Origin of the sequence: Bremerella cremea, from assembly GCF_003335505.1 — a bacterium.
In the GTDB taxonomy this organism is placed as follows: domain Bacteria; phylum Planctomycetota; class Planctomycetia; order Pirellulales; family Pirellulaceae; genus Bremerella; species Bremerella cremea_A.
The window spans coordinates 80,252-94,345 of the sequence record NZ_QPEX01000017.1 but is presented as its reverse complement, the minus strand read 5'-3'; the positions used below and the strand labels follow the sequence as shown (position 1 = coordinate 94,345).

Annotated in this window: 12 protein-coding genes; 11 read left to right on the top strand and 1 reads right to left on the bottom strand. The window is 53.8% G+C overall.

The features are described 5' to 3' along the window. Positions 1-168: 168 nt before the first annotated feature. Positions 169-1,782, bottom strand: a complete 1,614-nt coding sequence (locus DTL42_RS10130) for a C25 family cysteine peptidase (RefSeq protein WP_114368612.1) — start codon at positions 1,780-1,782, stop codon at positions 169-171. Between the two features lie 228 nt (positions 1,783-2,010). Here DTL42_RS10130 and DTL42_RS10125 point away from each other — a divergent pair, with 228 nt between their 5' ends. The 11 genes from DTL42_RS10125 (at position 2,011) to folP (ending at position 14,085) form a co-directional block, all read left to right on the top strand. Next, complete coding sequence (locus tag DTL42_RS10125; RefSeq protein ID WP_199590112.1) at positions 2,011-3,321, top strand: adenylosuccinate synthase; 1,311 nt, start codon at positions 2,011-2,013, stop codon at positions 3,319-3,321. 137 nt (positions 3,322-3,458) lie between these two features. Beyond that, complete coding sequence (locus DTL42_RS10120; RefSeq protein ID WP_234824151.1) at positions 3,459-4,253, top strand: isoprenyl transferase; 795 nt, start codon at positions 3,459-3,461, stop codon at positions 4,251-4,253. After that, complete coding sequence (locus DTL42_RS10115) at positions 4,235-5,152, top strand: phosphatidate cytidylyltransferase (protein WP_114368610.1); 918 nt, start codon at positions 4,235-4,237, stop codon at positions 5,150-5,152. The genes DTL42_RS10120 and DTL42_RS10115 overlap by 19 nt, the downstream gene beginning before the upstream one ends. A gap of 172 nt (positions 5,153-5,324) precedes the next feature. Then, a complete protein-coding gene (locus DTL42_RS10110) occupies positions 5,325-6,290 on the top strand; it encodes a PhoH family protein (RefSeq protein ID WP_114368609.1) in 966 nt (321 codons plus the stop codon). 3 nt (positions 6,291-6,293) lie between these two features. Next, positions 6,294-8,579 (top strand): HD family phosphohydrolase, encoded by a 2,286-nt coding sequence (locus tag DTL42_RS10105; protein ID WP_114368608.1) that lies wholly within the window; start codon positions 6,294-6,296, stop codon positions 8,577-8,579. Positions 8,580-8,589: 10 nt separating this feature from the next. Beyond that, positions 8,590-9,072, top strand: coding sequence for an rRNA maturation RNase YbeY (gene ybeY, locus DTL42_RS10100; protein WP_158545307.1), 483 nt, complete (start codon positions 8,590-8,592; stop codon positions 9,070-9,072). A gap of 3 nt (positions 9,073-9,075) precedes the next feature. Beyond that, positions 9,076-10,371 (top strand): hemolysin family protein, encoded by a 1,296-nt coding sequence (locus DTL42_RS10095; protein WP_114368606.1) that lies wholly within the window; start codon positions 9,076-9,078, stop codon positions 10,369-10,371. Between the two features lie 88 nt (positions 10,372-10,459). Continuing rightward, a complete protein-coding gene (gene recO, locus DTL42_RS10090; protein ID WP_114368605.1) occupies positions 10,460-11,212 on the top strand; it encodes a DNA repair protein RecO in 753 nt (250 codons plus the stop codon). 41 nt (positions 11,213-11,253) lie between these two features. Continuing rightward, entirely contained in the window at positions 11,254-12,522 is a 1,269-nt protein-coding gene (locus DTL42_RS10085) for a tetratricopeptide repeat protein (RefSeq protein WP_114368604.1), read from the top strand. Positions 12,523-12,546: 24 nt separating this feature from the next. Then, on the top strand, positions 12,547-13,098 hold the full coding sequence (gene lptE, locus DTL42_RS10080) for an LPS assembly lipoprotein LptE (RefSeq protein ID WP_114368603.1): 552 nt from the start codon (positions 12,547-12,549) through the stop codon (positions 13,096-13,098). Positions 13,099-13,140: 42 nt separating this feature from the next. After that, positions 13,141-14,085 (top strand): dihydropteroate synthase, encoded by a 945-nt coding sequence (gene folP, locus DTL42_RS10075; RefSeq protein WP_114368602.1) that lies wholly within the window; start codon positions 13,141-13,143, stop codon positions 14,083-14,085. The last annotated feature ends 9 nt before the right edge of the window (positions 14,086-14,094 follow it).

The following is a 14,094-nucleotide window of genomic DNA, read 5'->3' as shown; positions in this document are numbered from 1 at the left end:
CTCATGACTCCTGCACGCAGGTCGGGTTGCAAATCGGACTTGTGATGCCCGATCTGCCATTTTACTCTACCCACATTTTACACCATCGATCAAGACTTACCTCTCGATATTTGTACGAAAAACCGTTTGCAACACGTTTTAAGTGTTAGACAGTAGAAATCCGAGAGGCTATCGAACTTTATCCGAGACCGATTTTGCGATTGCGCGATCCTCGACCATTGGAGCCTGAATCTCGATATCTTGCGAACCTAACCCAACTTGCGAAGCCCCTTCGATCCAAACTCGCACGTGGCAAGGTCCCAAGCAAGTGTCAGGAATTTGCAGCTTGGCCTGAAACTGCCCATCAGTCGCCGGCAAATCAACCATCTGCCAAGTTCGGTCGTTTGCGGCCCGAAATGTTGCGTTGTAACCGGTCAGTTGGTCGTGCCGTCCGTCGTATTCGATTCGCTTGGGAAGCGGCGTAACGAATCCATCACGCCGACAAACGAGTTCAACATGCACCGTGCCAGGCATTTGAGTGCGGCCAGCAATCTCGATGGTTTCTCCCGGATGGGCGAGCTTTGGCGCGGTGATCTCGACGGTAGAAGCATGCGGCAGCTTCAACAGCGGATCGCCCAGCAAGTTGAATAGTGCGAGATGCTCCAGCCGTTCTTCCTTTAATAAAGCAGGCTTCGGACTAACAAGTTGCGCCATGGTGTCGAGCATCTTGCGATTGCCGGTTTTGCCCCCCTGACGAATCGATTCGCGTTTCGCTGCTAAGATCAATTGCCCCAGCGTGGGCTGTTTTTCCTGAAAGTATTGCTGCAACATTTCCGTTCCCATCACACTCATGGCATACGGCATCGTCACCCGAGATCCAGCGAAGACAGCCACTGGGCCTCCTTCGCTGCGATGTAGCAATTCCGCCAAACAAGCCCGTCTCGCATCGATTGCCCCGCTATAACAAGACAAAAATATCGCGATTGGGTGGGAAGATTCGTTATGCAGTGCCGCGGCGTCCTCATTTGACAAAATAGGAAAAGCATCGTTAGGCACGCGGACATAGTCGAGGTGTTCGACGTGCCCATGTCCCATGTAAACCCAAAACAACCCTCCATCATTCAATTGCCGGACGACTTCGTCACGGAATTCGCGAGGATCAGGACAATAAGGGCTTTGCCAACTGCCTTGGGCGACAACGGTCTCGAAATGAGGAGGAATCTCGTCAGTAAGAAACTTCTTGGTAGCCGACTCTAGCATGGTATCGACCACCGTGCCGAAGCCCCCCAGTCCGGCCACAAAGTGCAAACGACGGCACCAGTCCCCCGCTTGAATATTGGTTTCGTATGCCAGCGTTTTGGCTACGATTGCTTTCAGTTCGTCTTCGTTGGCGACGGAAAACCGGCCGATCGCGACGTCTGGAATAGCATCATCATCCAGATCGGCGTAGTAGTTGTCGGTCGGAATCTCTGGCTCCGACCCGAACAACACGTTGACAACCGCTTTTTGGTAGTGAACCGGCACGCCGATCTCTTGCGACTCATCGGGAATCACGTCCCCCACTAGCAAGATCTGCTTAAGCTCCCCTTTCTCGGCAGCCTGGCGAATCGTTTCACGGATCTTCTTTTTGGAAGACGTTTCGGTGACCACGCCAATACTGTGCCCTTGAGTGGCTCGGTATTCGAACCACGGTCGCATGGCCTCGACATAGGGCTGAGGGCAAACCACCACGGTATCGTACGCTTGGCCAGCGGGCGTTTCCGGGGCGGCCATCATCATGGCCATCAAAAAGAGGGTTGTCATCGCGGCCACCAATTAGGGCGGAAAAACTTCAAGACGATAGTATTATTCGCAAAGCTACGAGAAAAATCTCGCACAAGGGCCGAGTGTATCGGTTTACCGTGGCCGGAAGAAGCCGAATTCCCCCAGATTGGCCCTCGGTGGTGCGATCGCCTCGTTGACCACCTCCCCCGCTTCGCGCTACACTAGGTGGGTTCGTCTGGAATTAATTGCTATCACTGGAGAAAGTTTGTGGCTGGTTCGTGTGTTATTGGTTTGCAGTGGGGTGACGAGGCCAAAGGGAAACTCGTCGATCTTTTGACGCAACACCACGACATCGTGGCCCGCTTTTTAGGCGGAGCAAACGCCGGTCACACGGTGGTCGACGGTGAAAACGTCTATAAACTGCACCACATTCCCAGTGGTATCCTCCGCAGTGATGTCTTGAACGTGATCACTGCCGGTGTGGTCATCAACCCACCAATCCTACTAGGCGAGATGGACGGGCTAACCGATCGGCGGGTTCCGATCGACAACCTACGCCTCAGCGATCGTTCGCATATCATCTTTCCTTGGCACATTGCTGAAGATCGCGCGATGAATCAAGGCACCGCCGATGGCGAGAATATCGGCACCACACTGCGTGGTATTGGCCCTTGCTATCGCGACAAAGTGGGTCGCTCGTATGCAATTCGCTTAGGCGACATGCTGCGTCCCAATTTCAAAGAAAAAGTCTTCATGATCTGCGATAAAAAGAATCGCACGATCGCTAGCATGTACGAAGACGGCACGTTTGAACCACTAGACGCGGCCAAGATTTACAACGAATTTGCCGCCTACGCCGAGCGTTTGCGCCCCTTCACTTGCGATTCAACCGACCTATTGCTTAACGCAGTGGATGAGGAAAAAACCATCTTGTTCGAGGGTGCGCAAGGTGCCCTGCTCGATGTCGACCACGGCACCTACCCATTTGTTACCAGCAGCAACAGTTCTGGCGTAGGGGCATCTGCCGGGGCTGGCGTGCCTGCCAAACATATCGACCAAGTGATCGGCGTCGCCAAGGCCTACAGCACCCGCGTTGGCGGTGGCCCCTTCCCCACCGAACTGAATGACGAAACGGGCGAAAAGATCCGTCAGCGCGGCAACGAGTTCGGCACCACGACCGGACGCCCCCGCCGCACTGGCTGGTTCGACGCAGTGGCGGTTCGTTATACGGCCCGCGTGAGTGGCATCGACGTCCTTTCGCTTATGATGTTAGACGTTCTGTCCACCTTCGACGAATTGAAGATTTGCGTTGCTTACGATCTAAACGGCGAGAAAATCACCCGTTTCCCTTCGCATGTCGACGACCTTCGCCACGTGAAACCGGTTTACGAAACGCTGCCAGGCTGGCAGGAAGAGATCACCGGCGCTCGTTCGATGGAAGATCTTCCAGAAAACGCATTGGCTTACGTTCGCCGCATTGAAGAACTCGTTGGTTTCCCAGTCGGCGTCGTTTCAGTCGGTCCTGATCGGAAACAAACGATCTTCACCTCGGACGTGCTCAAACTGGCCACAACCTAAGAAATTATCCATGTTGGGCCCCCTGGGAATCGCTGACGCGGAAATTCTCGCGTTGAAATGCCCCCCAGGGAGAGATCATAATAGGGCGAAAGCCTTACGTCCCAGTTTCATTCGCCCCTTTGGCCCAGTTTTTCGAAGTGTCTAAAGCCGCAACCACAGAGCGACATCCGATCGAAGACCTACCTCGTGAGCGTTTTCCGGAACACATCGCGGTGATCATGGATGGCAATGGGCGGTGGGCACAACGGCAAGGGCTTCCCCGGATCGAAGGGCATCGCCGTGGAGTCGGCTCGGTTCGGCGCACCGTTGAAGAATGCGCCAGACGCCAGATTCGCCAGTTGACGCTTTATTGCCTTTCCAGCGAAAACTGGAAACGTCCGCAGCACGAACTCGATTTCCTAATGCACCTGCTGGAGCAGTACATGATCGAAGAGCGTTCGACGATCATGAAGCAAAACGTCCGCGTGCAGATCATTGGCCGCCGAGACGGTATTCCGGAGCAAGTCCAGCGCGAGATGGACAAAACCATCGAACTCAGCGCCCAAAACACCGGCACCACCCTATGCCTGGCGATCAACTATGGCGGTCGCGCGGAAATGGTCGACGCGGTTCGCTGCATTGCCGAAGGGGTAAAAGAAGGTCGCCTTAAAGCCGAAGAGATTACGGAAGAAACAATCGCGGAGCACCTATACACCCGCGGCATGCCCGACCCAGACCTCATGATTCGGACAGCAGGCGAGATGCGCATCAGTAACTTCTTGCTTTGGCAAATCAGTTACTCCGAGCTTTGGGTCACAGACCTCTGCTGGCCTGAGTTCCGCGAAGAGACTTTGCAAGACGCGATATATAACTTTGCCTCTCGGGATCGAAGATTTGGCGGCCTCAGCTCTAGCGGGCCCTCAGGAGGGAACGCGTGCTCAAGTGGCGATTGATCGGAGCGTTCGCCATCGTTCTGCCGCTCTGCGGACTTAGCTGGCTAGACTTCCACTACAACTTTGGCCGCCCCGGCATCTGGCTCTTTCCGCTGGTTTTGCTGCTGGCCATTATGTCGACTGCCGAAGTTATAAGCCTGCTTCGTGCAAAGCAACTTCTGCCAAACGCCTGGTCGTGCCATATCGGCACGTTCCTTGTGGTGATCGCGGCGGGGCTCCCGATGTGGTGGCCCTTCAGCCAAGTTCCCGACCAAGCCGACCAAGCCAAATGGATTTTGTTTGCCCTGGCCTTTGGTGCCATCTTGGCGATCGTAGGAGAAATGCGCCGGTATGAAAAACCGGGGCATTCTATGATTCACCTTGGGCTGACCATTTTCACCATCTTTTACGTAGGGGGCCTGCTTAGCTTTGTCACCCGCTTGCGGGTGGTCATTCAAGACACCCCCGACGCCAACGCATACGGCATGCTCGCGTTGCTGTCGATGATTGTGGTGGTGAAGACATCCGATATTGGCGCTTATTTTATTGGTTCGAACTTCGGACGCACCAAACTTGTCCCCCGTCTTAGCCCTGGTAAGACACTGGAAGGAACGCTTGGCGGATTGGCCACGTCCTGCCTGGGCAGCTACGTGATGTTTCAGTGGGTTGGCCCCTGGATGCTAGGCAGTCCGGTCGAGTCGATACCATTTGGCTGGTTACTGTTCGCCCTCTTGGTCTCGCCTGCCGGCATGGTGGGCGATCTTGCCGAGTCGATGTTCAAACGAGATATGGAGGCGAAAGACTCCAGCACGTGGCTGATTGGACTGGGGGGAATCCTGGACGTGCTCGACTCGATGCTGTTAGGTGCCCCGGTGGCGCTGATGTGTTGGGAACTCGGCATCATCGGCCCAGGACGTTAAGGTAGGAGGGATATAAGGAATCGACCGCTTGGCACCTTATTTCCCCAAAACACCTAACTAATTTCAAACTAACGAGTTACAACTCTTCATCGCACATTGATGATTCCCCCGCACAAAACATTGTCTATATTTTGACGTAGGAATTCTTCCTTACGGGGATTATGCCCAAGCAATGTACGAAGCGACGATCAAATTTTTAGACCACGCGTCGGTCCTCCAACTTTTCGGTAGCCGCGATCAGCACTTGCGGCGTATCCGTGATTCGTTGCATGTCACCATCACGCATCGCGACGAGCGCGTCAGTATTTCTGGCGAAGAACGTGCAGTCGCCAAAGCGATCCGAGTGGTGGAAGATCTGCGCCATCGCATCGAACGAAATGGAGCCCTGCATAAGGAAGATCTCGATGAAGCGTTGGCTGAAGTCGAAGGCGAGCTGATTCCACGTCGTACAATTCCAATTGCGACCTTCCAAAAAGGAAGCAGTGTTAAACCTCGCACGCCGGGACAAGAGAAATACGTCGAGGCGATTCGCGATCACAACCTGGTGTTTGCCCTCGGCCCAGCTGGTACCGGCAAGACTTACCTAGCCGTTGCCATGGCCGTCGAGGCGTTGCTGGAAGACCGAATTGGGAAGATTGTACTGGTACGTCCGGCAGTCGAAGCTGGCGAACAGCTTGGCTTTTTGCCCGGAACATTGTATGAAAAGATCAACCCATACCTGCGTCCGATGCTCGATTCGCTCACCGAAATGATGGAGCCGAATCTAATCACGCAGTACATGGCGACCGATGTGATCGAAGTGGTGCCGTTGGCCTTTATGCGGGGGCGTACCTTGAAGAACGCCTTTATCATTCTGGACGAAGCCCAGAACACGACGACGGCTCAGATGAAAATGTTCCTAACCCGCATGGGCAAAGATTCACGGATGGTCATTAGCGGCGACATCACGCAAAATGACTTGCCGCCAAGAGTAAAAAGCGGTTTGACGGATGCGCTTTACCGCCTACAAAATATCGATGGTATTTGCCGAGTCGAGTTAACCAACGCGGATATCCAGCGTCACCCGCTGGTGCAAAAGATTGTGGACGCCTACGAATCAGGTTCCGATAGCGAACCCAGTTCGGAAGGGCACCAATAAACTATGGCCCCTCCCGGTAAAACCAGAAAACGTGGCAAACGCATTCAAGCGTTGGAGCTTCCTCCAGGAACATTCCGGCGCTTTGTCTCCGAGCTTTCGCACCCAGACAAGCTTCTCTATTTAGCGTGCGCTCTGTTCGCGGCTGTCGCTTTGTGGCTGGTCACCGGTGCGTGGAACCCACCAATGCAGTATCGCCTTGGTTATGTTCCGCCGGCCGAGATCCATCCACGCGTGCAATTCTCGGTGGACGACGACTTGGCCACCACAACAGCCGAGCGAGATGCAGAAAACGCAGCGATGTCGGTTTATAACAACGATCCGGCCCGCCTGGAACAGATGCGAACGCGCTTGCAGACCATCATCAACCAACTCACTCAGGCCAAGCAGTTCGACGCCGAGGTCGAACGTCTCTGGAACGAGTTCTTCCCTATCGCCGACGAAAACGTTGCCCCGCTGAACCCTAAAGAGCGAGAAGAGCAGTTCATCCGTTTAAAAACGCTCTTCCAGCGGGAAGGAATGCTGAATGCGTTTCAACAACGAGTGGAAACCGCGTTTAAACCGTTCGCCTCGCGCGGCATCATGGCCCCCGATCAACTCGAACTGAAACAAGGCCAGGCCGCCAGTATCATCGTGGTAACCCCTGGCCCTAATTCCAATCAACAAATCATCTCGCTCAACGATGTCCTCCGCGCCCAGGTTCTCGAAAAGATCCGCAAGAGCCTTCAATTAGAACTGGAGGAACTCGCCAAAGGGGAAGATATTAAATTCCTGGTCGAAGCGGTCGATTTCTGGGTCGAAAAGAACTTGCCGGGCACGCTTACTTTTGATCGAGCTGCCACTACGCTTGAGCGAGAGAAAGCGGTCAAAGCCGTGGAAAAGTTGCAGCATATCTACTCCACAAAAGACGCCGTCGTGCCTGCCGGTATTCCCCTCAATGGGGCAGAGCTGGCTTTACTGCGGAGCGAACATCAGGCCTATTGCGATCAACGGAGCTTTCTTTCCAAGACAATCTATTCGTTGGCCATCTTAGGCATGTACTACGCCCTAGGTGCCTTGTGCGCGATTTATTTGGTGGTTAAGTGCCCCCGTATTCTTAAAGATCTCAACGAATTCCTCCTATTCCTAGCGCCCACATGCGCCACAATTGCCCTTGGCTATTGGTTTGACGATCGCTGGCAAGCCGAGGTTTTGGTGGTGATGATCTTGGCAATGACCATATCAATTGTCTACCAGCAAGAGTTTGCCCTGTTGGTGACGGCCTGTGTGAGTTTGGCAATCGTGCTGACAAGCGGATCGAGCTTAGTCAGTTTTGTCACGGTGGCGGCCACTTGTAGCGCAGCTACGTTGTCGATGACACGGATTCGCAGTCGCAATAAGCTGCTCTTTGTTGGCCTATGGGCTGGTGTCGTCGCTTTCGCGACAAATTACGGAGTTAGCATCGTCGCGGGACAACCGGCTACCCTGGCGCTGCTAGAGGCAGCCGCCAGGCAAGGTGCTTACGCTGTAGGGGCTGGTATTTTGATGACCGTGCTCTTGCCCTTCGTCGAAAAAGCGTACGGAATTCTTACCGATATCAGCTTGCTGGAACTGGGGGATGCGGCCCATCCTCTGCTGCAGAAGCTCGCTCAGCGTGCCCCTGGTACTTACAACCACTCCATCACCGTCGCTTCGATCGCGGAAGCTGCTGCGGATTCGATCCGTGCAAACGGCTTGCTGGTGCGTGTAGGGGCTTACTTTCACGACATCGGAAAGATGCTCAAGCCAGAGTACTTTGTCGAAAACCAAAACGCTTCCAATAACCGGCACGATGGCTTAAACCCGGCAATCAGTACACTAGTGATCATCGCCCACGTGAAAGATGGTGCCGATCTGGCCCGCCAGAACCGCCTGCCACGGGCGATTATTGATTTCATCGAACAACATCACGGCACGACCCTGGTCGAGTATTTCTACCGCGTGGCCAGCGCCAAAGTGGAAGCCAACCCGGACGAGCGCGAGGTGGACGAAGCCATTTATCGCTACCCTGGGCCTAAGCCGCAAACCAAGGAAGCCGCCGTGCTGATGATTTGCGACGCGGTCGAAAGTGCCTGCCGAACGCTGGTCGAACCCACCTCGGCCCGCATCGAAGCTCTGGTGGAAGAGCTCTCGATGAAACGCTTGCTCGATGGCCAGTTCGACGAATGCGGCCTCACTTTGCAGGAACTCCGCCAAATTCAAAACAGCGTGACGAAAAGTCTAACCGCTGTGTATCATGGTCGTGTTAAATACCCTAGTTCGCAGCCAGCTTAAAGCGAGACGGATGTCCTCCTCGTACGAAATCGATATAACCAATCGCCAGTCCGAATTCCCAATACCGGACCAACTCTTTCACCAAGCCGTCCAAGCCGTTTTCTCCGGCGAAGGTTTCCCACGCGGCGAAGTCGGGATCGCCGTGGTCGATAATGCGGAAATCCACGAGTTCAATGTCCGCTTTCTGCAGCACGACTACCCCACCGATGTGATCACCTTTCCCATGGATCAAGCCGAAGACTTCCTTTCCGGCGAGATCATGCTCAGTGCTCAGTATGCGGCTGAGGAAGCAAAGCAACATGCTTGGACCATTGAAAAGGAAATGACCCTGTACGTTGTCCACGGCTGCTTACATCTAGCAGGATACGACGATCACGAAGATCATGATCGGGCCGAAATGCGACGCTTAGAACAGCATTACTTGCGGCAACTAGGCATCGAGTACGATGGGCAAGCCGCTGCGTCCGGTATCCCTAATCAAGGAGCTTTGTAAGCGATGGGACCGACGCTATTTATCTGGCTCTCCACATCCAGTTTGCTGGTCCTCATCTTAACTTCGATCGCGGCCACGATCTTGCCCGACATGCTATGGCACGATCTGGAGGAATATTGCGAGAAGAAGGATCGCCCGCAGCTATTTAGTATCATTCACGAGCACCACGAACTGGCAGCTCTCTCGGCCCAGGCATTGCAGGTGCTTAGCTTGGCGATCTTCCTGATTTCGAGTCAGGCCTGGCTGCTGGGTTCGCGTACCGAGACCATTCTCGATTCCTACACGTTCCTAGGGGATGTGGTCGGGGTAACGCTTGTCTTGATGGTAGCCATGGTTTGGCTTCCCTGGGCTATCGCCGAACATTTTGGGCCTGCCTACATCTATTACACCTGGCCATTGTGGTCGTCGGTCGCGACGATCTTCTACCCGGTGACCTTTGGTGTTCATTTTATCGGTGGGGTCATGAAGCGAGCCGCAGGGATCTTAGACGAACCAACCGACGAAGAGGAAGAGTTCGAAGAAGAAATCCGCACCATCGTCACGGAAGCCATTCGAGAAGGTCACATCGAAGAAGATGCTCGGGAAATGATCGAAGGGGTAATGGAGCTGGACGACACCGAAACCGTGAGCATTATGACGCCCCGCTCCGATATCGATGCTTTGGCGGCCACAACATCGTGGTGGGAAACGGTCGAATTCATTTCCAAGACCGGTCGAACTCGTATCCCCATTTGGGATGGCTCACGCGACAACTTCGCAGGGCTTTTGTACGTCAAAGATCTTCTGCCGGAACTGGCCCGTCCCGAAACGACCCGCAAATCGCTCCTGGAACTTTCTCGCCCGGTCATTCACGTTCCACAAAGCATGACCGTCAGCGAACTGCTGAAATACTTCCTCCGCAAACATACTCACTTGGCTTTGGTGGTTGATGAATACCACGCCGTAACCGGCCTTGTCACGATTGAAGACGTACTGGAAGAAATCGTGGGAGAAATCGTCGACGAGCATGACCTCGACGAAACGGATAACGGCATCATTCAAGTTTCGGATGAAGAAGCGGACGTTACCGGCAAAGCCCATGTCGAAGACATCAACGAAGTCCTCAGCATGGAACTTCCCGAAGAGGACGACTACGACACCATCGGCGGTCTGGTCATTCACATGATGCGGCGGATTCCCAAGCCCGGCGAGACCCTGCAAGTGGGTGATATCAGCATTCAAGTGGTCGCCGCCGATCGCCGCCGAATTCATCAATTGCGTCTGACACGCTCCAAGCAAAACAAAGCGCAAACGGCCTGATCTTTGAGCAATCTTTCGCTCGCGGTATCATCGCCGGGCAAGCATGCAGTGATATCAGAGGCATCTCTCAACCTAAAAGCTTTATTTCATGTCGGCGGAAAAGACGCTAGCAATTGTGATTCGGACCGTCGATTTCAGCGAGACATCCTCGGTTGTCACGCTATTTACCGAGGATTTCGGCAAGATTACAGCATTGGCCAAAGGATGCAAGCGTCCTAAGAGCCCGTTTGAGTCTGCTCTTGACGTTTTGACCGTAAGTCGAATAGTCTTCCTCCACAAAAAAAGCGACAGCCTCGACTTGCTGACCGAAGCGAAAGTCGAACGAAGGTTTCGTGCAGGACAGAAGAGTGTCGATCATCTTTATGCTGGCTACTACGTGGCTGAGCTGTTAGCTGAGATGACCGACCGTTCCGACCCATACCAGAAACTTTTTCGTTTGTCCGAGCGGGTACTTTCCCAATTAAACGATCTGCAAGAGGTTGCTCCTTTGGTGTTGCGGTTCGAAATGATGCTACTTCGCTACCTCGGCCAATTGCCTGAGTTAACGCAATGCGTTGAAACAGGAGAACCAATTGCTGATAGCGGACGTACTCCATTTGGACTACTCGCCGGTGGCGTGCTATCGAAACGAGCACGGAGCGGTCATCGTCACGTGATTGATGTGGCGGTCGATTCGCTCAAATTGCTTTCGATTTACGCCGCAGAAGACGAGCGTTGGAAGACAACAGAAATTCCACCTCGCCTGGCCATGGAAGTCCGGGCACTCGTCAACCGATACATGAGCCATACCCTGGGCAAGACACCCAGATTACGAGAATACCTGAGGATTCTCGCCATCTGAACTCGGGTTGGATAACGCACTGGGCAAGGAAGTCCGCGATAATGAAAACATCTTTGATTCTCACGATCAGCCTTCTTTCGGCTCTCACTGCGGTGGGCTGCACGAGCTTGGGTCAACAAGATCCCACTCCGCCTTCCACCTCGTTTAATCGTGTCTCTCAGGTAAGTTACGAAGAAGAAGTGCAACGGGGGCAATCCCCCGACGCAGCACCGACAGCCGATCGTGCTTGGTGGGACCCAACCGGTGTAGGGCAAAGAGCCTTAGAAGTGACCGGCCAAAACAGTAAAGACAAGACTCTGGCCAAGCAGTTATTCGCTCAAGGGGAAGCCTTGTACGAAGAAGGTTTGGCCACCGAGGGAGCGGCACGCGAAAAGAAGATGCTTGAAGCGGCCGGATACTTTCGACGAGCCGCCCTCTACCAGCCAGGCACCTCCATCGAAGAAGATTCGCTCATGTACGCGGGCGAGTGTTACTTCTTCATCGATTACTACGCCGACGCGACCACGCAGTACGACAACCTGATCAAGAAACACCCCAATACCAAGCACCTCGACGTTATCGACGTACGTCGTTTTAAACTGGCCCGGTATTGGTTAGATCGCTTCAACAAAGACCGTCCCTGGGCAATTCAACCGAACTTCACCGACCAGCAGATGCCAACGTTCGACAGCTTTGGCAATGCCATCAAGTTATTCGACTTGATTCGTCTGGACGATCCGACGGGAGATCTCGCTGATGATGCCACCCTGGCCGCCGCGAATGCCCATTTCCGCGAAGCCAACTTTGAAACCGCAGATCGCTTCTACACCGACTTGCGGCAGAACTTCCCAACCAGCGAACACCAATTCAATGCTCACTACTTGGGCGTGGTTACCAAGATGAAGGTCTACCAAGGGCCAGCCTACGATGGCAAACCTTTAGATGAAGCCGAAAAACTGCTCACCCGCATGAAGCGACAATTTCCTGAAAAGACGCAGGAGAACATCGAAGTTATCGAGAAACTCGATTACGACATCCGCGCCGCCAAAGCTCAACGCCTCTGGTACATGGCCGCCTTCTACGATCAGCGGAGCGACTTCGCCGGAGCCCGACACTACTACAAGAAAATTATTGATCAGTTCCCTTCATCCAACATGGCCACCACAGCGAAAGATCGATTGGTTGAAATCGAAGGGCGCCCCGACACACCGACTCCGCCTGGGGAATTCCTTTACAGCTGGCTCGATCGCCGCAAAGATCTTCCACAGGCTTCGGCAACTCCGATCGAAAGTATCGCGACTCAGCCAGATCAAGACACAACTCGCCGCTAACATTTAATCGTCCGCTTTTACCTCATGCCAAACCAACACACCAATCGCCGCAATTTCCTGTTGGCCGCCGCCGGAATGGCGTTGGCCAACATGACCGGTTGTGTGCATTACCAGTTTGGCAATCGCAGCCTATTTCGGCCTGACATTCATTCCGTACATGTTCCCATCTTCAAGTCGGAGAGCTTCCGCCGCGATCTTGGCGAGCGATTAACGGAACAGATTATCCGTGAGATTGAAGACACTTCTCCCTATCGAATCGCCGATGCAGAATCAGCCGATAGTGTCTTGCGGGGGACCATTGTGCGGGACGACAAATTTGTCCAGGGGACGAACCCACTCGACGACCCTCGTATTTTGCGAGAAGATCTCCAAATTCAATATGAATGGTATGACCAGCGCGGCCAGTTGATTCGCCAGCCAACAACTGTCAGTCTGTCCCAAATTCTCAAGACCGGCACGATTACCGCCCGTGGTATTCTCTACCCAGAAGTTGGTCAAACCATCGTCACCGCCCAGCAAGAGGCCATTGATGCCTTCGCCAAACAAGTTGTCGAAAATATGCAGGCTCCTTGGTGATCGCGGGATTTGAGATATCCCTTCCCTTGGTAGACTACCTCTATGAAATCGATCCCACACAGCACAACACTCGCCGAACGCTATCCCTACCGCGCGATTACCTGGAATCTTCGTACGAAGAAATTCCGGTTTGATCGGCTTCCCAAATTGATGGGTATTTTAAACGTCACCCCAGACAGCTTCTCGGATGGGGGACAATTTTCTTCCACAGGAAAAGGGCTGGACGTTAAAGCGGTCGTCGACCGTGCGTTGCAAATGGAAGCCGATGGTGCTTCGATCCTTGATATCGGCGGAGAAAGTACACGCCCCTACGCCGATCCGGTTTCTGTCGAGGAAGAATTACGACGGGTCATTCCGATTATCGAAGCCGTTCATGAAGCGGTTCATATTCCCCTTTCCATCGATACCACCAAGGCAGCCGTTGCCAAGGAAGCAATCTCTGCCGGGGTAGAAATCATCAACGATATCAGCGGTTTAGAAGCCGATCCCGAGATGGTTCCTTTGGCGGTCGAAACCGGGGTTGGGATCTGTGCCATGCACATGCAAGGCACACCGCAGACAATGCAAGACGACCCCCAATACGACGACGTTGTGCTCGATATTTTCGACTACCTGCAAGCACGTTATCGCCAACTGCGTTACGCTGGCATCGATCGCTCGAAGATATGTCTTGATCCAGGTATCGGCTTCGGCAAGACACATCAGCATAACCTCGACCTGATGGCCAAGTGCGACGAGTTCCATACGTTGGGCTGCCCGATTTTGGTTGGCCACTCGCGCAAAGGCTTTCTGGCGAAGCTACTTGGCGACAAGGACAAAGACCGCACTCTCGCGACTGTTGGGGCAACCCTCACGTTGGCTCGGCTCGGGATTCAAATCATTCGCGTCCATGACGTACGGGCCAACCAGGAAGCCTTAGAAGCATTTGTCGCGACAGGGGGCATCGATGGCGTTGCCCTGGAGTTGCCGGAGACTCCAATTCCCTGATAATTGGGA

Coding starts and splice junctions, on each gene's coding strand:
- DTL42_RS10130 (WP_114368612.1), bottom strand. CDS start 1,782: ATGACAACCCTCTTTTTGATGGCCATGATGATGGCCGCCCCGGAAACG.
- DTL42_RS10110 (WP_114368609.1), top strand. CDS start 5,325: ATGTACGAAGCGACGATCAAATTTTTAGACCACGCGTCGGTCCTCCAA.
- DTL42_RS10105 (WP_114368608.1), top strand. CDS start 6,294: ATGGCCCCTCCCGGTAAAACCAGAAAACGTGGCAAACGCATTCAAGCG.
- ybeY (WP_158545307.1), top strand. CDS start 8,590: ATGTCCTCCTCGTACGAAATCGATATAACCAATCGCCAGTCCGAATTC.
- DTL42_RS10095 (WP_114368606.1), top strand. CDS start 9,076: ATGGGACCGACGCTATTTATCTGGCTCTCCACATCCAGTTTGCTGGTC.
- recO (WP_114368605.1), top strand. CDS start 10,460: ATGTCGGCGGAAAAGACGCTAGCAATTGTGATTCGGACCGTCGATTTC.
- DTL42_RS10085 (WP_114368604.1), top strand. CDS start 11,254: ATGAAAACATCTTTGATTCTCACGATCAGCCTTCTTTCGGCTCTCACT.
- lptE (WP_114368603.1), top strand. CDS start 12,547: ATGCCAAACCAACACACCAATCGCCGCAATTTCCTGTTGGCCGCCGCC.
- folP (WP_114368602.1), top strand. CDS start 13,141: ATGAAATCGATCCCACACAGCACAACACTCGCCGAACGCTATCCCTAC.